Raw genomic sequence first — 21,349 nt, 5'->3', positions numbered from 1 at the left:
CAATCACAAATACATAAGTACTTTCTTCTATAGGTTTCCATCTTCGTCCTCCTCACCACTGTTTGAATTCAACAGCTTAGAAAAGTCAATGAAGGGAAGCGCTCCATAATTCCCTTTAAAATAATTGATCAAGAAATTATGATCATTCCTCACTTCTTCTGAACCAAAATCTGCTAAGGAATAAATAACACTCTCATATAAATCTGTATCCTTCTCAACGAACCGGATCTGATCTCTTCTGAATATCTTGTTATTCAAGTAAATCGGATTATGCGTCGTAAAGATTAATTGTGCACCAGCCTTATTGCGATCACTGTCATTAAAAAGAGCTAATATCCCTTTGATGAGTTCAGGATGAATAGCTGCATCAAACTCATCTAGAACAAAAACGCCACCTAATTTAAAGAGTTTCTCAAATGGAATAGCAAAATCAACCAGCTTAAGTGTTCCTCTTGATTCCATCAGCTCTGCAGGAATAACAATGTTCTCATCATTGTATTTGTAGATGGATACGAGTTCCATGTTTGAGGACTCTTTATTTTCCGATTTGTTCGATTTAAATGCTATCCCTTGAGGGCCCAAATCAGCATTTTTAACGAATCCATCCAGTATCTTGTTCCATGCAAGAAAGTCTTTCTTTGGGCTGTCTTCCAGAGAAAAAGTCAAATTGGTTTTCTTTAGTGTAAAATCACTGACCACAATGAGTTCTTCTTTAAAGAAATCCAGTACCATATCAGCCAGTTCATTACTGATTGTACTTTTAAATGCTCTTGATAAGAATAACTCTGTCTCATATTAGCTCCGTATATAACAGCTGAAGGAACAATTCTTAAATCATACTCCCTGATCAAATTATCATTCAGTGTAGTTTGTCTGCCTGCTGTCATAGATAGACTGGCCATTTCTTTAAACGACCTGAAATTCGCAAATCTATAATCAATTAACATTATTAAAACCTCCACTCTTAAGCTGTTCTATTTTCCATCACTGGTATAACAAGTTAAGTGCCTGGCACCGTGGGTTCTTGTGGGTTCTTGAAAAAATATACTATCAAGTTTCTGCTACAATTCTAGATGAAATGACTAGAGAGCGTGAATTACGCCCTCTACAATCCATATCCGATAATTATCCAAAATATATTCTTACCATGGATCAAACTATTTTCAACGACTATTCCGGTATTAAAGTTCAAAACATCTTAGATTTTTTACTTGAGTAGTTTAGGCCCCTTAAACGGGGCTTTTTTATTTTACCTCATATAAGTTAAGTACCAGACACTCTCAAGTGCTAACCCTAACCCCATATCTCGTTAGCATCAGTGGCACTTCTGTTAAGACGAGAAAAATCTGTTCTAATGAATGAATTTGTTGATAATACTAAAAAAATTAAGCCTACAGCTACAAGAATAGCAAAGGACATAATCGGTGTCACAATAAAACCATTTATATCAATGGCTAATCCCTCTTTCACAAGTTCTGCTGTTGATAAATTTGTTTTTTCCAAAACAATCGTACGAAAAAAAGCTGTTGCGTAGGTCATTGGATTAATACGAGCAACATATTGAAGTGAAGTAGGTAACATCGCTATCGGAATATATGCCCCGGATAAAAACGTTAAGGGCATTGTGACTGCCGTTTTAATAATTTGAAAAGTTTGACCACTGCGTACAATCGTTGCTAGAAATAGCCCAACACCCGAAAACACAAGTCCTACACAAATCATGGCTAAAAGAACGAATAGAGGTGTAGTCCATGTGGTAAACCTAATCCCTACAAATAAACCAATCACTAAAATTAAAATCCCTTGAATCGTAGACACAGTGGCAGCTGATAATAGTTGTCCAATTGCAACGGATATTCTTTTAGCAGGAGAAACCAAAACTTCTTTCATAAATCCACTGACCATATCATCAACCGTGGTGGAGGCTAGATTAAGTGCACTTTCAAAAACGGTAGCGATGATAACCCCAGAGAGCATATATGCAATGGGATTCTGTATAAATTCATTTTTGAAAATTGCACCAAACACATAAACAAAGAAAAATGGAAAGATAAGTGAAAAAATCAATCCTGTTCTATTTCTTATAAAGGCTTTCAGCCCTCTTTTCCATAATGCAAATACTGTGTTCATATTATGCATCCTCCCTAATCTTTTTCCCAGTTATTTCTAAGAAAACATCATTGAAGGTACCCTTTTTTATTTCTATATCAGTGATATCTTCTTTTTGCAGACTTAGAACCTGTAATAAGAGGTCAGTTTTTTCAGCATCAACCTTATAATAACCTTCCTTTTTTACATATTGTAATTCATATTGTGCTAACAACTGCTCAAGCTCTGGTCCTTTCTCTGTTGTGATATAAGCCTTATCTTTTGTGAACTCTTTTTTAAGAGCATATGGCGTATCATGAGCGACGATGATTCCACCATCGATTATCGCAATCTTATTGCATATTTCCGCTTCTTCCATATAATGTGTCGTGAGAAAGATTGTAATATTTCTTTCCTTTTGAAGTTTCATGATATATTCCCAAATATGAGACCGAGTTTGTGGATCCAGCCCTGTTGTCGGTTCATCAAGAAATAAAACCTTTGGAAAGTGTATGAGTCCACGGGCAATTTCTACACGGCGTTTCATGCCACCTGATAGCGCCCCAACTAATTTATTTCTTTCGCCTAATAAATCAACTAAGTTCAAGACAAACTGTATACGTTCTTCAACTTCTTTTTTAGGGACATTATAAAAAACACAGTGCATTTTAAGGTTTTCATCAATTGTCATTTTTGAATCTAAGGTTGAATCTTGGAACACAACACCAATCGTAGATCTGACTTCACTTTTTTGTGTAGTCACATCTTTTCCATCAATTACAAGGCTTCCTGATGTCTTTTCAAATATTGTACATAATGTATTTATCGTTGTACTCTTTCCAGCACCATTTGGTCCTAGAAAAGCAAAGATAGTCCCCTCCTCCACATCAAAAGAAATGTCATTTACAGCGATAAAGTCCCCGTATTTTTTAGTAAAATTTTTAACCTCGATTATTGGATTCATCTATTCCTCTACTCCTCTTACTTTCATCAATATATTTTGTGGATTAATTATATCCTACATAGTGAGATTTTTCAATTATCTGAGGATATTGCACAATAAAAAGAACACTTCATTATCTCCGAAATGTGACTAATAAAGTGTTCTACTCTTAATAAGTTAAGTGCCTGGATAAGTTAAGTGCCTGGCAGCGTTGGTCGTTCTGCCCGATTCGTTTCGATTACCAATTTCGCAGGGAATGGATTTGAAAATTCTCTATGGATTAATAGATTAGAAATCGCTTCTCTAAAAATCTTATCCCTTAAACTCACCCGCTGATCACCTTCAAGATAGAATTTATCATTGAGATGCTTTGCTATAAACTGCATTAATCTTTCATAGCTTCGTATAAGATTTACTCGAATGTCATCTCGATCATCATAACGATCTAAGTTTTCTCTACGTAAAATAGCATCCGTTCTATGATGCGGAAGAGCCGCATGAATCTCTTCTTCATGAGCAGCGCTTCTTGTATTTTTTATTACTGCCATAAGGCATGGTTCACTTCTTCCGATACTTATCTTCTATTATATTGTACCGCTCATGGTTAATGTTGTCCCACTCGGTTTTCTTATAGTTAATCCCCTTGAGTCTTTCGTTTATCCAGTCAGGATCATACTCTCTGAAATATAAAGATTCAGCCCACGTCTTTATATCCTCATATTCAGGATGCTTTGGATCACGATAAGCTTTTAGAAACTCATAAAACCCATGGATCCCACCCACATCCTCAGGTGGAGCTGTCTCTACTCCATCAAGTAGTGTTGGAAAACCAAAGTAATAATCATCAACGATCTCTTCAAGCTTTACTGTAAAATGCCAGTCATCTCCGAAGTCATAATTATATCTGATTTCCTTGTATTTTTCTAGAGAATCATCTATCTTTAATCCAGTAGGCTTACGAACTTCAATTTTTAATCTTTCCTGGTAGTTCTTCTCAAATACTATCATTTCTGGGGGTATTGTCTTTAATCGCTCTTCATACATGGCTTTATTCTTCTTATAATGCTGATGTTCAAGATATGCTTGTTCATCGTTGGTGACGAGCATATTCTCTTCGGTTAGGTCAAATTCAAATAAATGATACCCTGAACTTGGATACCCGCTCTGAAAATTGGTCACGTTTTGTATGACATCATGAAGTCTATTGAATGTCGCCCCTGCTGGCATGATGACCCTTCTCCAAATTAATGGATTTGATTTCTCCAGTTCGATTCTTATAATGTATGATTTCACTTTGATATCGCCTCCATTTAGATCTTCCTCATCTTCAAAAATAGTCTGCCTATTAATTCCTCGAAACATTACATGATATATTCCTGTACTGCTCCTTTCCCTTGCAACCCTAGCCAAACAATTCTCCCCCTTGAATCATATCTTTTTATATACAAAAAAGCAGACCCCTTCGTCTCCCTATCTAGTCGATACTTTAATATTATCAGTTTTTATATGTTTTTTCTATAGTATTCTAGTGACATAAGTCCTTCATTTAAGGAATCACTTATTTAGAGAACCATCTCATTGTCTCCAGACCTTTAACAGGGACAGAGAAACTGATGCACTGTCATGAAGCATGAGGGACTGTGACCCTACCCTTGATTTTCTTCCCAATAAAAAACACCTCCTGGTTTCATTTTACCAAAAGGTGTTTTAATTTGAAATAAGTTAATAAGTTAAGTGCCTGACACCGTTACTTCCGTTATTTTTTTGCTACTCTTAAAGTACACAGTCGCAATAGCTATACCAGCTACGATTCCGATCATTGAAGTTAGCGGCTCCGGCAATATTACCATAATGGCACAAATAAGCAGTGAGTACCTCTTTAGTTTTGTGTTAAGTGGAATAAAGAGATGTCCAGCTATAGCAGAAGCCAGGAAAAAGGTGCCTATGAATAATACAATTGTTGCAAGGATTGTATCCATGACAGTTCCCATAAGAAGGATTTCTGGTTTATATACAAATACAAAGGGGACCAGAAAAGCAACTAACGCATATCGAAATGCAGTCCACCCGGTTTTCCAGGCACTTGCCTCAGCAATACCTGCAGCTGCAAATGATGCCAGGCATACTGGAGGCGTTATTTGTGCAATGATACCAAAATAGAAAATAAACATATTTGCTGGTAACGAAGGAATTCCTAAGTTAATTAAGGACGGCATAAATAGTATATACGCCGCCAGATATGCAGCAACTGTAGGTAGGGCCATACCTAGAACCATACATCCTAGTGTTGTAATAACAAGAGCAAACGCCATATTATTTCCACCTACTGAAGAAATGATTGCTGCTAACTTATTGGCTAAACCTGACATCACGACAATTCCAATGATAATCCCACTGGAAGCTGTGGGTACAGCAATCTCTGCCACCTGCTTTGTTCCTTTAAAGAAGCTATTAATTAGCTCTTTAGCACTTAGTCCGTTTTTCCCTCTTAAAATGTTAATGACTATAATGGCAGCTGTACCTATCAACGCAGAACGCATCAGAGATGCGCCTCTAACTATAAATATTACAACAAGTAAAATAGGAATCAAAAGATATAGTCTTTTTAGAATAGGTTCTGTTTTAATTTCTTCAGCCACATGTTCTCCTGATATCTGTCTTTTTCTAGCTAATAGGTCAACGAGAATAAATAAAGAACCAAAATAAGCTAATGCGGGTATGGTTGCAGCTAGAGCTATTTGACCATAGGGCACCCCGATCATTTCAGCCATTATAAAAGCTCCAACCCCCATTATAGGTGGCATGATTTGCCCTCCCGTAGAAGCTACAGCCTCAATTGCGCCTGCTTCATGTGACTTGTATCCTATTCTCTTCATCATTGGTATTGTCATGACACCAGTGGTCGATACATTTGCTACAGCGCTACCATTGATCATACCTAATAATCCACTGGATAAAATCGCTGCCTTTGCAGGTCCTCCAGACCCCTTACTACCAGCCTTCATGCCTATATCCATCAGTACAGATTCGCTTCCACAGTCAGCAAACAGCGCACCAAATATAATGAAATAGTATAAAAATCCTGCTGATGCATTTAAGGGAGCTCCATATACCCCACCCGTTCCCATTACCATTAATTCCGTAAATCTTCTAAGGGTAAATCCACTGTGAGATATAACCGTAGGCATATATGGTCCTAACCATGCATATCCAATAAACAAAAATATAAATATTAGGAGGTTAGCACCAAGAATCCGACGCACACATTCCAGTAGAATCCCTACAGTCATAAACATTATCACATAGTCCATCGTAATTAATGGATCAATATTTTGAATTCTGTGTACGATTCTATACTCATTTGTCATGTAATAATACGCCATAAATATTAGTGAAGCTAAAATAATCATGTCTATAATAGGTAGCATTTTTTTCCATTTAGGCAATTCATCATCCTTTGTTTTTTTGACTACAGGGTAGTAAAGAATGGCGATAGCCAAAGCCAATATAAAGTGAAGCGGATTTTGCATCAATGGCTGTAATGGCCTAATGAAAGCCAAGTACATCTGAAAGGCAAAAAAAGTTACTGTAACCATTACGATTGCGATTTTTCGCCAGCCTATAGCTATTAATTTCTCCATCAAGCTATTGCTAGCAATCTGTTTATCCATAAATTGCCTCCTAACCTCTAACGAAGCACTGCCTCGCTATTGATAATGATTAATTGGATTTTGTGACTGTATTTCATCACAAAATCCAATTAATGCATTGTATATAAATTATTAAGGGGTCAAATTTTATTTCATATAGCCCATTTCTCTGTAATATCTTTCAGCACCTGGATGCAATGGCGCTCCAGCATTAGCTGGCTCCCAAGCTTTTGTTGGATCAAATGCTTCGAAAGCAGCAAAGGAAGTTACAAGCTTTGACTTACCTTCTGCCATAGCCTCTGTAAGTGTATAAGCAACCTCTTCATCCATATCTTCTCTTACAAGTAAAGCAGTTGGTGATCCAACAGTTTTAATGTCTTCTTTTACATAATTATTAAAGCTTCCCTCTGCAATATCTTGATAAGCATAACCCATTTCATGTAAACGATCTAGAGTTTCATCTTGAAGCTGTACATAGTATAGTGGCGTAGTCATAGAAAGCTCTACATAGTTTGGCTGGTTAATATTTGTATGATCGATTGTCATATCAGCTCTGTTATCCCTTAACATATCCACCACATTACTTGAAGAAGTTAAAGTGAAGTCTCCACCCCAAGACTTGATGTCATCATATGTTACATCAAATAGCGATAATACTTTATTGGCTGACATTTCCCCAAAGGAACCTGTTGCCTTTGTGGCTACCCTTACAGGATGTTGTGCTTCAATGACTTCCTCAAGGGTTGTAAATCCTGTTCTTTTTTGGAAGGCTTCAGTAAATATTACAACCAGTACAGGCTCATCAAATCCACCACCAAGTGAAGCCACTCCTTCTGCAACGCCTCTATCATCTATACCTTCTGAAGTTGCCCAGTTCGCTGGAGCAGTGTTACCAATTGTTAGATCTGCAACTTCAGCAGAAATGATGTAGGATGCTGCGATACCACCTGGGGAAGTCGTTTCTACGTCTATTGAAGAACCCCTTGGTAACTCAGGCATAAACACCGTGTTGAATGCGTTTGTCATTGAGTTGAATGAAGTTCCTAAATCTTGAGTAGAAAAAACAAGTCTCACAGGATCTGTAAGTCCAGCAGCTTGGCTTTCATCATTCTCTTCTACAGCTTCGTCCGGTGTACTATCAGTAGGTGCTTCAGGCTCAGTACCTGCACATCCCGTCAATAAACCAATAGCCAACATAAAAGCAATTGCTAATAAAAATCCTCTCTTTTTCATAAATCATCATCCCCTCACCATTTTTTATTATAATTTTCAATTGTAATAATTGTATGATTACAACTGAATAATTTCATACCTGTTCAAGATATTCTTTATGAATACGTTTGTAATAAAAACACACTTACGTTATGAACCAATTTATGCTGGGATCTATCACCATTTCAAATCAACTTCCTTATTTAAAATCCTTATAATAAGTATGAAGTACCCTCTGAATTTCTTCCCTGATGGATTCAGAGTTGGTATAAAATGGTTTGCGACAGGGTCCTACTGGGTGACCTAACAGATTTGTAGCAATTTTAACGATCGTATTGGGATTCCCTAATTTAAAGCAGTTTCTAATCTCCCTAATCGAATCCTGTACCTTCTTCGCTTCTGCGAATTCTCCAGCCTTCCATAGTTCATAAATCGATGCCATGGTATGGGGAAATAAATTAGCAATACCACATATTGCACCCTTACCACCGGCTTGAAGCGTCCAAAGTACTAAAGAATCATTTCCCGATAGTACAGCAAAGCTATCATCCGTTGACTCAATATATTGGAGAATGTTATCAAAGTTTCCACTGCTATCTTTCACACCTGTGATATTAGGTATTTGACTCAGCCTTTTTAAAGTATCCACGTTAATATTCGCCCCAGTTCTCATAGGGATATTATAGGGAAGAATTGGAATATCCACCGAGTTAGCAACTGTCTTAAAATGCTCATATATTTCATTTTGCGAAGCAGCAGCAAAGTACGGTGTGATAACAGATAAAACGTCAGCTCCCAGTTCTTGGGCTTTTTGAGATAATTGAACGGTTTCCTTTGTTCCGATGGCTCCTGTCCCTACAAACACTGGCAATCTTCCAGCGTTTTCATGGATTACAATTTCCATTACTTTAAGTTTTTCCTCTTGGTTTAAAATATAGAACTCACCATTGGTACCCAAGCAGAATAACCCATGTACCCCTGCCTCTATTTGTCTATTCACCTGAGCCCTTAGCTCTTTTTCATTTATCGTTTCATCTTCATTCATCGGAGTAACCATTGCGGGTACGATACCATGAATATTTACCAATTAAACTCCCCCCTTAGTTTAAACTTTCTAATTATTTATTTTCCAATCTTGTTACCGCTAATCGAGCTCCATAATCTATTGCATTAACAAGACTTTCTTCGTTTGCTGTACCTTTTCCAGCTTGACCAAAGGCTGTACCATGATCTACCGAGCTCCTAATAATGGGTAAACCCAGGGTGATGTTGACACCGCTTACTGTGTTCCACCGCTTTAATTCATGGTTATATTGAAAACCTACAACCTTCACTGGAATATGCCCTTGATCATGATACATTGCAACTACAATATCATATTGCCCCCCTAGGGCTTTAGAAAAGAGCGTATCCGGCGGCTCGGGTCCTTCTACATCGAGTCCCTCTGACTTAGCCTTTTCAATAGCAGGTATGATCTCATCAATTTCTTCCCTGCCAAACAATCCATTTTCACCAGAATGTGGATTTAACCCTGCTACAGCGATTCTAGGACGATTAATACCTAGACTTTTACAAGCCTCTTCAGCCAGCTTAATCACACTACCAACTCTTTCCTTTGTGCAACGATCGCATGCCTCCCTTAGAGACACATGAGTACTGACATGCACAACTCTAAGATTACCATCTGCAAGCATCATTGAATAGTCCTTTGTACCTGTAAGCTTTGCATAGATTTCCGTATGTCCACCATAATGGTATCCAGCTATATTTAATGCTTCTTTATTTAGAGGGCCAGTAATCGTTCCATCTATTTCACCCTTCATGGCAAGATCAATTACCTTTTCTATTGCTTCATATGCTCCTTGCCCCCCTATTTTACTCACCTGTCCTCTAACAAGGGACCATACATCTACATGATCTTGATCGAATACATCTATGGTTCCAAATGCAAATTTGGCTTCCTTCACATTTGAAACAACATTTACCTTTAGATCCTTATTACAGATGGCTATAGCTGCCTCTAGTACCTTAGCACTTCCCACAACTATAGGGCGACAGACTTCATAAACATTTTTATGCACAAGGGCCTTGGCGGTTATTTCTGGGCCTATCCCACAGGGATCTCCCATAGTAATCCCTAAAATTGGTAGTTTATTCATAACTTCATCTCCTATAATATTTCTAAATAAATATTCTTAATATCCTCTTTAGTAAGCTCTTTTCTATTATTATTCAACAATCTCTTTACTTCAAAGGCAGACGCCACCAGTTGATCTAAATCCTCTTTTCCAACATTGTACTCACTTAAACTTGATGGAATATGGGTATCCCTCACGATCTCTTCTATCCTTTTAACGATCTCTTCTGCCTTCTCTTTATTTGATCTAGCGATCCCCCCAGGACTAACTGTATCTGCAAGGATTGCCAGTCTCTCTTCACAGGCTGCCATATTATAACGCATTACAGGTGCCAGCAGTATTGCATTGGATATACCATGGGGGATATGATATTTCCCTCCTAAAGGATAGGATAGGGCGTGCACTGCAGTTGTTCCTGAAGATGCAATGGCCACACCGGCTAAAAAAGCTGCCCTCAACATATTTGTCTTTGCTTCCATATTGCCTGGTTCATGATATGACTTGACAATGTTTTCAAAAATAAGCTTTGAAGCTTCCTTTGCAACCAGATCACTAAAAGGATTTGCCCTATTGGATGTAAAGCATTCCACAGCATGTGCTAGTGCATCCACACCAGTTGAAGCTACAATGTGTTTGGGTAGACCTGCGATCATTGAACTATCTAAAATAACATAGTCTGCCATCATATTTGTGTTAACGATACCAACCTTTAGCTGTTTCGATTCTACGGCTACAATTGAGTTAAATGTAGACTCACTTCCTGTACCGCAGGTTGTAGGAACCATTACAGTAGGTAACCCATTCTCCATAATACTGTTATCCTCTAACAATTGGTGTATCGTATAAGATGCTCCCTTCATGGCAGCACATAGCTTTGCCATATCCATGACACTACCACCGCCAACTGCTACCACCAGTTCTCCATCTGATTGGTTCAGCTGTTTAAGCACCTTCTCTACATCAACCGTTCCAGGCTCCGGGCGAATATCACTTATTACATCATAGTCAGCACCACACTCACGAATAACTTCAAAGACTTTATCACAAATACCAATTTTAAGTATTTCTTTACCTGTGAACACCATGACTTTCTTTGCTTTTTCACGTGTAATAATGTCCGCAATTTTTTCTAGACTATTTGTGCCAGAGTATACGAACTTTGGCATCACCAATTGGTACTGTTCCATCATCATATTAACACCTCAATCCTTTATATTTTCACGCCATGATTTATTGCTATGACATTATGCATAAGCTAGCTTATTTTTACGATCTTCAAGATACTCAATCACCTTTATTAATGAATCCTGATCTCCAAATCCACCTGATTTTGTTACAATGGTCATACCATCTGCAATGCCATCTATGACACGCCCCACTGGTATGCCTGATAATATTTCACTTTCTAAGTGTATTCCCTTTGCATTCAATGCGTCCAGTAACTTTTGTGATGTGTCCCCTCCGGAAGAAACGATGGTATCTATAGAGTTAGTTTCATAGATTAGTTTTGCTAACTCTCCAATGGCATGGGCGATGTAGTTTGAATCCATTAAAGCCGCTTCCGAATCCTTCAATTGAACTGTAAATCCTTGAAATAGCGTGTCAACTACTATAGCCAAAAGTCTACATCCGTTATCTATTAAACTAGATACTTCACCTCTAGTGTTCTCTATAATAGCCTCCCTTCCGCCATTTAGAACTTCTCCCGTCATTAGGGTCAATACTGGTATTCGCATTTCTTCCTCTAGTACCTTCAGTTGCTGAGACGTAATGTTGTTGCGGGATCCGATTAGTATTAATGTCGCCTTATCCTCTATTTGAGTTACTTCATTACTTTTCTTATTAAATATTTCTCTACCACTAAGGCTGAGCTGCTTAGCTAAGCCTGCAGATCCGCACAACACAGGAGGCACTTTTAGGCTTGTGGCTGCACCCTTAATGACCGCAAGATCTTCATCACTTTCTGCATCTATTACGAAAACCTCTACCCCTTCTGAAGTTCCCCTTTCAACTACTTCAACAATGCTGCTTATCCCTTCTTTTACAGTGGATAAATTTATACCCCTTACCTTACGCTTCATATCATCGGTAAATAGCTCAATGACATCTATGACAGACTTATTTCCTTCCCAGTCTATCAGCTCAAGCTTTCCATTCATAAGCTTTCGCCCAACTTCTGGGAAGCTTGTGGCCACCAATGCGATCTTGGCATTACTTGCATCCATTACTGCGTCTAATTCAACGCCAGGATTTCCTCTTACTATGGAATCAATTTTTTTGTAAATGTAATCAACCCCAGTATTTTCGAACTTTTTCACTAGATCATAAACCGTGTGGTATGCATCATCAGGAAGCTTAGAACGTGTATCCACATTTATCGAGATGACATCATAACTTTTTGATGTCGTCTCTAGAAATTCTACATCGGTTTTTACAGTCACTAGGGTTCGAAAGCCTTGCTTCGTATATTGAATGCCAGTGTCATTTGCACCGGTTAAATCATCCGATATAATGTAGATCATTTTTCAAACTCCTTCTGTTTTATAAATTTTCATCTATTTTTCATATCTATTATCTAAGCAATAACTGTTCCAACTTTTGATGATTTTTCGAAAAAAAATTAAAAACCTTAAAAGAACTGAAACTTCCAAGGTTTTTAATAAGAGATTTTAATAAATTTTTAAATTTCTGATATATTATTGCCATTTAACGTAAAAATAGTTTGAATCCTCTGGTTAAGGTCGTTGTAATTTGCAATGCAATTTGCAACGCTATTGCATTGTGCATCATTTCTTTTTCTTTTTTCTCCATAGGGTACTTCGATCGATTCCTAAAATATGACATATTTCTTGCTTTGAATCACTATATTTATTGGAGATGTATTTTATATATTTATCTTCTAACTCCTTTAGAGAATACTCCTCATCAAAGATATTGGAATGATTGCTTATGATTTGATCTACATTATAGGCGTCAGATTCTATTATATCGTCTAATTTAATCTCATCCCCAGTGCATGTAATGACTGCTCGCTCAATCATCCCTTGAAGCTCCCTTACATTGCCATCATAATGATGTCTTTCTAAATACCCTAGGGTATCCGATGAAATTTTCATTGAACCCTTTTTATATTCATCACAAAATAAGCTAATAAAGTATTCTATTAGTAATTCAATATCCTCTCTACGTTCATTAAGACTTGGGATATTTAATGATAAAATGTTAATTCTAAACAGAAGGTCTCGCCTAAAGTCTCCCTCTATCACCATTTCTTTTAGGTCTCTGTTTGTTGCACAAATGATTCTTACATCAACGGGAATTACCTTATTATCCCCTACGCGCATAACTTCTCTTTCCTGTATAACGCGTAGTAGCCTTGCCTGAAGATCCAGGGGTAACTCACTGATTTCATCTAAAAAAATAGTTCCCTTATGTGCCATTTCAAATATGCCTGGTTTGCCACCCTTTTTAGCACCTGTAAAGGCCCCCTCCACATATCCAAATAATTCACTTTCAATTAAGTTGGCAGGCAGGGCTGCACAGTTTATCGGTACAAAGGGTCCCGTTTTCCTTTTACTTATATTATGAATGGATTGCGCAAAAATTTCTTTACCTACACCACTAGGGCCGGTAATGAGAACCGATGAATCGTAGCCACCATAAGTACGGGCTCTTTTTATACATTTTTGCATTAGACTGCTTTGATGAACAATATCCTGGAAATTGTACTTTGCAACAAATCCCTTTTTGCTCAACTCTAGACGAATCTTTTTTTCTAGGCTTTGAATTTTTGATATATCTTGAAAAGTGATAATACTGCCGGTATCATCTCCATCCACAAATATAGGTACATGGTTAAGTGCTAGTTTCGTGCTTCCTAAGTCATAGATTGAGTCAACCTTTATTGATGGAGATTCAATTAGCTTACTGATTTGATCATATTTAAAGATCTGAGAAATTAACTGCCCCTTGGCCTTTTCCTTGGTTGTCCCTAGTATGACTTCTGCATTTCGATTAAAAACAGTAACCCTTCCATCCTTATCTGTGGCAATGACGCCATCACTGGTATAGTCAATTACTGCCATAAAACGTTGCATCCGGTCACTTTCCACCTGGGCCGCCTTAAGGACTCGTATGGCCTCGTTCATGGCACTTAAAACCGCCTCTTCTCCTGACTCGATCAGTATACTTTTACATCCATACTGTGGAGCGATACGATTGACAACAGTGTCTCCCACTACAACCTTCACGCCTTTATTCACGCATTCCTTTATCTGCCCCTCCACAGACTTAGTATTATCTAAGATTATTTTGGTTACATCCATGTCTACAAAAAGATCTTCAATTATATCATAGCCCTTAATCACATTGTGATACCCAATAATGGCTAAAGGTTCTTTGATTTGTTGTATGAGCTTAAAGCTTTTAAGAATATCAAAGGCTGTGATGCCCACCTCAACAACGGGCACATCTACTTCCTTTAATATTGCATTGTATGTTCCGCCTCGAGAGATTATCACCCTGGTTCCATTGTTCACTGCTACCCTTGCCTTTTTAGCCCCTTCTTCAAGGTCCCCCATCTGTACATCAATTTCTTCAAACCCCTGAAATTTAATTAGTTTTTTAGCAATCTTATAAAGATCCTCAAAGGGAGATATAAATAGTATATCTTTTTTCATACTGACGCCATCAACTCCTTCAAAACCTCTTCAAACTCTTAGAAATTTTTGCACTTAAGCAAACAAAAATGAAATAGTAGAAAAAATAAATTAAGTGCTTGGCACTACTGGGTTGCTACCGTAGGCACGGCATTTGAACCAATCGCTTTTTTAAGCAATCCACTTGCACTATTTTGGGTATCCTTCAAGCAATTGATGTCTCCAAATACAAAAAAATTATCCTTTGCCCGTGAAACTGCCACATTCATCAAACTTTCATTTTCATCAATAAAAAAGCATCCATCATGCCTTCCATACACCGTAGACAATATAATGATCCTTCTTTCTGCCCCTTGAAAGGTATGTACTGTGCCGATACTAATTTTAGTAGCATATCTTGGCATCTGCTTTTTTAACTCCTTCTTGATGCAGCCAACCTGTGCCCTAAAGGGAGTAATCACCCCTACTAGGTTTTCCACCGGTTCTTGTGAATAGACTTCTTCAATCAAGTTTACATTTCCCTTTAACCAGGCTACAATTTTTTCAGCTTCCCTTTGATTGCATCGACTGTTGCCCTTCCGGTAGGAAACATCTGTGTCCACCTGTCTAAATCCCATTTGAGGCCATTCCTTGATGGCAAGTTTTTGATCCTGACTGCCCTTTCCCCTCATAGGCTGGAGATTTCCTTTATACACCAATTTATTGCTGTAGTTAATAATTTCATCATAGCAACGACGATGCTCCCTTAGGAATAAGCCTCTTTCATCGAATTTTTCATATTTGCAGCATTTAGCAGCAACTTTCATCACGCTTGATCTGGAAGTATTTAACCCTGCTTTTTCTAACAATTCAAACTCACCCAAAGATTCGACGACACCATGGGACCATGCCAACGCCTTGTCCAGACCTGGGTTGATAGCCCATATTGGCTCGATCTGATAAATATCCCCCACGACAATGGCTTTTTTAGCAAGGGAAAAGGCACCGGCAGCAATTTCAGGAGATACCTGTCCCGCCTCATCAACAATGAGTAAGTCAATGTAGTTGTAGAGAAAAAAGTTTTTTTGATCTCCATATGCTAAAAACTGCCTAGGCAGCATGTAAAATGTCATCACCAGGCATGGTGTAATCATACTAAGCCTACTGTAAAACTGGTCTAAAACATTTTTAAAATTTCTTCCCTTCTGCTTCTTCGACAGTTTGTCCTCACCGCTGACCCATCTGCACTCATAATAATGAACCGCCAACCAAAATGTTATATATCTGATTTTTTTATCCAATACATCATTGATAAAGTCCATCTCAAGCCTATATTTTTCTTCTTCCTTTTCATAAAAAAAGATATGATGCCGTTCTAGCTCCTTCAGTTCCTTATCATATCGACTTTTGATTTTTTCTACTGAATCTTTTTTCTTCCTCAGATCATAAGTTCCTTTATTATACACAGCATATTGCTGGCTATATTTTTCTTTAATTTCATCAAGGCTCATATATTCATTAATAAAACCTTGCTCTTCATTATTCATAAACAATCTGAATGCTGTTTGAATTTTTCGAGAAAATGGCTTGATAAACTTCAACAGCTTACAGAAAAACGGCATACGGTTGTAGCAGTCCTCCCAATCCTTGACTCTTTGACCAATAGTAGAAACCACTTCCTGTTTCACTTTCATTTCATCTTGTAAACCAATAAGATATTGATCTAATGTCTGTCCGTTCAAATCATATTGAGCAGCTTCCTGAGCCAATGACAACAAAGTATTTTTGCTCTTTTCGAAAAATAACAATTCCTCATGTAACCTATTCTTGCAGGCATTAATATCTTTGTATTGGGTTTTAAAATATTCATTACAGCTTTCTATTAGCTTCCCTTCAGACTTTTCTATATTTCCTTTATCCTCAACATCGGAAAAAAAGAACTCCCCTTTTTGATTGGTATATTGATAGCCTTGACTCTTTGCTTCTTTTATTTTTGACCCCGATGGGAAATAGGCAGCAAAGCTATCGACGCCTTCGATCCATCTTTCTTCCAGATTGGATATTCCCATTTTTTTGATGTTTCCAAAGGAAGCAATGATATTGGTTACTGCTTGATTGTTGGTTGAAGAAGCTACAACCAACGGCGCCTTTTCCTGGTTCAACGCTCTTTTAACATACATATCTGCAACAATGGATTGCAGCAGAGTAGTTTTGCCTGTGCCCGGGGGTCCATTCACCGCCAAAATCTCCCCATCCTCCATACAGTTGAAGTGGTTGACTGCTTCCCTTTGTGAAGGGGATAAAGAATATTCTCCACCCATCTGACCCGAATGGACTTGCATCCTAGCTATGTCATTTTCTACAAGGGGATTGATATTGGCTATTTCCGTGGATATGAAATTATCATAAAGGGGCTTCGGCTGATCCTCCTTCATTAAATGATTGTACAACCTCATAATGTGGAAGGTAGAATGAACCGTTTTATCTATGAAAACATACATATTATTTTCTAACTCAAGGGCAGACGCTTGGTCCTCCATATTTCTGATGGTCTTCTCCTCAAACTTCGATTCCGCTATAGACTCATAAAATGTCTTGAAAAAGGCAGTATAATCAGACCAAGATTTTATTTTTTCGATTTGGTCTACATGATTGCTGATATAATCATCCACTGTCTCGGCATTCCCTATTGCTAGCTTAGGTTCAACCATAGGATGTAGATATTCCCTTGGAAACCAAGGAATCTTTTTGTCAATTTGATTATAAGAGAGCATTCCCTGCTGGTCCAAAATTACCGGTATATAGAAGATCCCCGTTAATTCGTCTATTTCATCCTGTGTTTTTTCATTAGCTTCGAAGATTGTTTTTATTGCTTTGGCACAAATAATGACTTTTATAAAGGATTTTTCATTTGATTCATTCTCATTCTCAAAGGCACTTTTGCTGGCCTCTGCAAAAATACTTTGACATACCTCTAGCCCTATTTTCCCTTGGATTAAATCTTCTTTGTCAATGATATGAAATTCATCTTTCTTAAAATCAATTCCCATATTCGCTTGGGCCGCCACAGCACTCCTTAAATATTTGGTTATCGCTTCTGTTTTGTAATTCATCTCATTCCCCCTGAAGTTTTAGTCTTACTGCTTACACTTTTTCTGCATTGTATCTTTTAAACTATACAAATAAGTATTGAGGCAAGGGCCAGGAGAAACCACATTCCTCATGAAGGTGGCTCAAATAGAGCGTCAACACCTTGTGTATACACGCCCTTATCTTGGCGCACTGCCTGGCACCTCGGGTTTATTCTATTAATTCATCATGGTGTATGACAGTAGCGTATGGGTCCGTTCTCCTCAATAAAATATTTTTATTATTTTCATTTCATCTATCATATCATAATACATTGATTGGAAAAATCTTTTAATTCACAATCAAATTTTATCCTTTTTAGATTGATATCCATGACAACTAAAGGTTTATCATTAAACAATAAAAAGAACACTTCATTATCTCCGAAATGTGACTAATGAAGTGTTCTTTTCTTTATTGTAATGATACTAACTGGTCTCCTTGTGATACGTGGGGACGATTTTCATCATAATAAGTTAAGTACCTGGCATCATTGCACCATTTCACTTAATTTTATCGAAAAATTTCTTTCATATAGTCTTCATCAATATCTATATAATAGATACCATCTATAATCATACCTTCTCCTCGAAGGGTAAATAATTCGATATTCTCTGACTGTACGCTCTTTAAGAATAACAGTAGCGCACCCGTCTGATCTATCTCTAGGTTGGTAAATATCTTGCTTTGCATTTTAAAATATAAAGGTAGCACATCAGAGAACTTACCTTTCTCCTTCGTTTGCTGGAATAAGGCCTTCATAAACCTTTGTTGTTGTTCTATTCTTGCAAAATCTCCAGTAGGTGCATTTCAATAGGTTAAGTGCCTGGCACCCTGGGTTCGTTGTTCTTTCCATCTATTTTCACAGTAATATTTTTGTTTTGGACTTCTAGGTTTATCAGGTATAGTTAGTTTTAATAATCCACCCCTTACTAGTGGATTTATAAACTTTGATAAAGTATGCTTTCTACTCTTAAGTCTAAGAAAATCCTGAATTTCGCTTCTTGATCTTGGCTCTTGGCAAAATTCTAGTAAGGCTTTTATCTTTTCATCCTCATTTGTATTATTAACATGGGTACTAACATGGGTACTAACATGGGTACTACTATCCATGTTAACGTGGGTACTTGCTAGAGGTTTAAAAGGAATAATAGTTTTAAATATATCTCCCTCAATAAATTCCGGATCCGCTCCTGAGTAAATCTTATTGTATTTATAAATGTTTCTTACTCCTGAACCAAGCTCGTCAACCCATCCTATCTCCTTAAAAAACTTTGCTATCGTCGGGTTCTTGGGATAAGGAGAAAAGTTCTCCGGATCAATGATCCCATTTCCATGAGGTTTGTTGCTATTTTCAATGTATACTCGATTCATTTCGATTACCAATTTCGCCGGGAATGGATTTGAGAATTCTCTATGGATTAATAGGTTGGAAATCGCTTCTCTAAATATCTTATCTCTTAAACTCACCCGTTGGTCACCTTCCAAGTAAAACTTATCATTTAGATGTTTTGCTATGAACTGCATTAACCTTTCATAGCTTCTTATAAGATTTACTCGAATGTCATCTCGATCATCATAACGGTCCAAGTTTTCTCTGCGTAAAATGGCATCTGTTCTATGATGTGGGAGAGCTGCATGAATCGATTCTTCTTTACCAAAAATCAAGATGCCTCCTAATGTAATGCCCTGCTTCCCAGTATTGGGATCTCTTAAGTATAGTCCGACGCTCTTGAGAATTTCCAAGTCATCCATTGAGGTCCAGGGATGATTCGCTTTCTGATTTGCTGCTAGCTTTCTAACCTTTGTGAATACCTCTGATTCCAGTTCTTCCATTTCAGCATAGGGAAAAATCTTATTCTCTGTGTAAGTGCTTTGTTTTCTCATGTACAGCTTTGAAACTAAGGTTGTGTTATCAGTTATATTAAAGTCTCCATCTTCATTTCTATCAAAAATCTTTCCTTTACAACGATGCACCTGTGAACTTTCTGGTATGTTTATGTACAAAATTACGTTCCCCTCAACTTCAACATCTTCAATGTTTAAATAAAAGGTTGGATTAAGCATTTGAGGGTTATTTAAAGATGTCACAAAGTTTTTCTTGAGCTGCTCCACCGAATCTTTATCAACACCGGTAATATCACCGTTATCTTTAACTCCTAGGAAAAGATGACCCCCGTAACGGTTTAAAAATGCACAGACCGATTCATATACATCCTTATTAAGCTTATTTTTACTTTCTTTAAACTCTACAGTGATGTTTTCACCACCACTTATTATCTCTTTTAATTTTTCTATCTTCATATTATCAACTTCCTATTTTATTATTTAGGGATAAATGTCTTTATAGTCGATCTATCCTGCGTTTATAGATTACTTACTCTATATCTTCTCTTAATTTCTTTCATTTATATCACCTCCTTAACCCATTTCCCTCCTGGTAATGAACTAATTTTTCCCTCTAGCTCTAGTATTGTCATGACCTCCAGTAATACTAACTGCTGTAACTTAGTTTCTTCTACTATTTGAGCCATGGTTTTGGGGGTCCCAAATAGTGCATCTATCACCCGTTGCTCTGTTGGTGTATTCACTTGTGGGCTGGCAATTTTCATAGCTTCCATGGCTTTTCTCTTTTTGTTTCCTTTGACAGGTTTTAGTCCATTATCCCCTATGATTTTTGCTTCTACATTCATGACTGGTTCCGTGTTTATGAGTTGTTCTGGTCCTAAGTATATTGTTGCCCCTTCTTTGATTAATTGATTTGTTCCCTTTCCCATTTGACTATAAATTTGATTGGGAACGGCTAACACTTCTCTTTTAAGCTGCTTAGTATATTGTGCTGTGATTAAGGCCCCACTTTTAGCACCCGCCTCTACCACCAATATTTTTTCTGACCAGGCACTAATCAAGGCATTTCTTTTGGGAAAATACTGAGGCTTTGGTTTTGTTTCCGGGGGATACTGAGAAAGCACGGCACCGCTTTCCATGATCCTTGCCATTAATTCATCATGCTCCTTTGGGTAACAAATATCCACCCCACTGCCTAAGAAAGCCAATGTATAACCCCCAGCCTTTAAGCATGAAATATGGGCATAACCATCTATTCCCTTGGCCATGCCACTGATGACAGGGATGTTATTTTGCGCTAAATATTGCCCCGCTTGCTTAGCAATTTCTTTTCCATAGGAAGAACACCTTCTGGCCCCTACAATGCCCACACCAATGCTATTTTCTACTAGATGACCTCTATAGTATAATAAAATAGGACATAGGGGGTACTCCTTAGCCCTTGATGGGTATCGTTCATCGTGAAATGTTAAGAGTTGGATGTTCAATCCATTGCACATTCCAAGGATTTCCTGGGCTCTTTTCAAGGATGAAGTAGTAATTTCCTCGGCTAAATGGCATCCGATCCCCGGCACATTCATGAGTTCCTCACTGGATGCAGTATAAATAGCTTTAGGGGATTGTAAGTATGCCAATAATCGCTTTTGCATAACGGGACCGATTCCCTTCACTTCACTCAGCCAAATCCAATACAGCATCGTCTTT

16 protein-coding genes are annotated in these 21,349 nt (G+C 37.7%); all 16 read right to left on the bottom strand.

The window, feature by feature from the left end:
• Window positions 1-27: 27 nt before the first annotated feature.
• On the bottom strand, window positions 28-732 hold the full coding sequence (locus AMET_RS01240; protein ID WP_011971379.1) for an AAA family ATPase: 705 nt from the start codon (window positions 730-732) through the stop codon (window positions 28-30).
• A gap of 561 nt (window positions 733-1,293) precedes the next feature.
• Window positions 1,294-2,130, bottom strand: a complete 837-nt coding sequence (locus AMET_RS01235; RefSeq protein ID WP_011971378.1) for an ABC transporter permease — start codon at window positions 2,128-2,130, stop codon at window positions 1,294-1,296.
• A 1-nt stretch (window position 2,131) separates the two neighbouring features.
• On the bottom strand, window positions 2,132-3,052 hold the full coding sequence (locus AMET_RS01230; protein ID WP_011971377.1) for an ABC transporter ATP-binding protein: 921 nt from the start codon (window positions 3,050-3,052) through the stop codon (window positions 2,132-2,134).
• Between the two features lie 173 nt (window positions 3,053-3,225).
• Entirely contained in the window at window positions 3,226-3,579 is a 354-nt protein-coding gene (locus AMET_RS01225; RefSeq protein ID WP_041720204.1) for a hypothetical protein, read from the bottom strand.
• A gap of 10 nt (window positions 3,580-3,589) precedes the next feature.
• Entirely contained in the window at window positions 3,590-4,441 is an 852-nt protein-coding gene (locus tag AMET_RS01220) for a plasmid pRiA4b ORF-3 family protein (RefSeq protein WP_011971376.1), read from the bottom strand.
• Between the two features lie 320 nt (window positions 4,442-4,761).
• Window positions 4,762-6,702 (bottom strand): TRAP transporter permease, encoded by a 1,941-nt coding sequence (locus AMET_RS01215; RefSeq protein ID WP_011971375.1) that lies wholly within the window; start codon window positions 6,700-6,702, stop codon window positions 4,762-4,764.
• 126 nt (window positions 6,703-6,828) lie between these two features.
• Window positions 6,829-7,914, bottom strand: a complete 1,086-nt coding sequence (locus AMET_RS01210; RefSeq protein WP_011971374.1) for a TAXI family TRAP transporter solute-binding subunit — start codon at window positions 7,912-7,914, stop codon at window positions 6,829-6,831.
• Between the two features lie 178 nt (window positions 7,915-8,092).
• Window positions 8,093-8,980: a 4-hydroxy-tetrahydrodipicolinate synthase gene (gene dapA / locus AMET_RS01205; RefSeq protein ID WP_011971373.1), complete on the bottom strand. Its 888-nt coding sequence runs from the start codon at window positions 8,978-8,980 to the stop codon at window positions 8,093-8,095.
• 31 nt (window positions 8,981-9,011) lie between these two features.
• On the bottom strand, window positions 9,012-10,052 hold the full coding sequence (pdxA, locus tag AMET_RS01200) for a 4-hydroxythreonine-4-phosphate dehydrogenase PdxA (protein ID WP_011971372.1): 1,041 nt from the start codon (window positions 10,050-10,052) through the stop codon (window positions 9,012-9,014).
• Between the two features lie 11 nt (window positions 10,053-10,063).
• Window positions 10,064-11,197: an iron-containing alcohol dehydrogenase gene (locus AMET_RS01195; RefSeq protein ID WP_242661367.1), complete on the bottom strand. Its 1,134-nt coding sequence runs from the start codon at window positions 11,195-11,197 to the stop codon at window positions 10,064-10,066.
• Between the two features lie 78 nt (window positions 11,198-11,275).
• Window positions 11,276-12,553, bottom strand: a complete 1,278-nt coding sequence (locus AMET_RS01190) for a four-carbon acid sugar kinase family protein (RefSeq protein WP_011971370.1) — start codon at window positions 12,551-12,553, stop codon at window positions 11,276-11,278.
• A gap of 264 nt (window positions 12,554-12,817) precedes the next feature.
• Window positions 12,818-14,710, bottom strand: coding sequence for a sigma-54-dependent Fis family transcriptional regulator (locus AMET_RS01185; RefSeq protein WP_011971369.1), 1,893 nt, complete (start codon window positions 14,708-14,710; stop codon window positions 12,818-12,820).
• 104 nt (window positions 14,711-14,814) lie between these two features.
• Window positions 14,815-17,781 (bottom strand): AAA domain-containing protein, encoded by a 2,967-nt coding sequence (locus tag AMET_RS01180; RefSeq protein WP_011971368.1) that lies wholly within the window; start codon window positions 17,779-17,781, stop codon window positions 14,815-14,817.
• Window positions 17,782-18,310: 529 nt separating this feature from the next.
• Window positions 18,311-18,559: an LCP family protein gene (locus AMET_RS01175; protein ID WP_011971367.1), complete on the bottom strand. Its 249-nt coding sequence runs from the start codon at window positions 18,557-18,559 to the stop codon at window positions 18,311-18,313.
• Window positions 18,560-18,607: 48 nt separating this feature from the next.
• The gene (locus AMET_RS01170) at window positions 18,608-20,101 is read right to left on the bottom strand and encodes an RNA-binding domain-containing protein (RefSeq protein ID WP_011971366.1); all 1,494 of its coding nucleotides are present in this window, start codon (window positions 20,099-20,101) and stop codon (window positions 18,608-18,610) included.
• 104 nt (window positions 20,102-20,205) lie between these two features.
• The gene (dprA, locus tag AMET_RS01165) at window positions 20,206-21,342 is read right to left on the bottom strand and encodes a DNA-processing protein DprA (RefSeq protein WP_011971365.1); all 1,137 of its coding nucleotides are present in this window, start codon (window positions 21,340-21,342) and stop codon (window positions 20,206-20,208) included.
• Window positions 21,343-21,349 lie beyond the last annotated feature (7 nt).

The sequence above is a fragment of the Alkaliphilus metalliredigens QYMF genome (assembly GCF_000016985.1).
GTDB classification, from domain to species: domain Bacteria; phylum Bacillota; class Clostridia; order Peptostreptococcales; family Natronincolaceae; genus Alkaliphilus_A; species Alkaliphilus_A metalliredigens.
The sequence above is the reverse complement of the archived record's forward strand: the minus strand, read 5'-3'. Positions and strand labels throughout refer to the sequence as shown.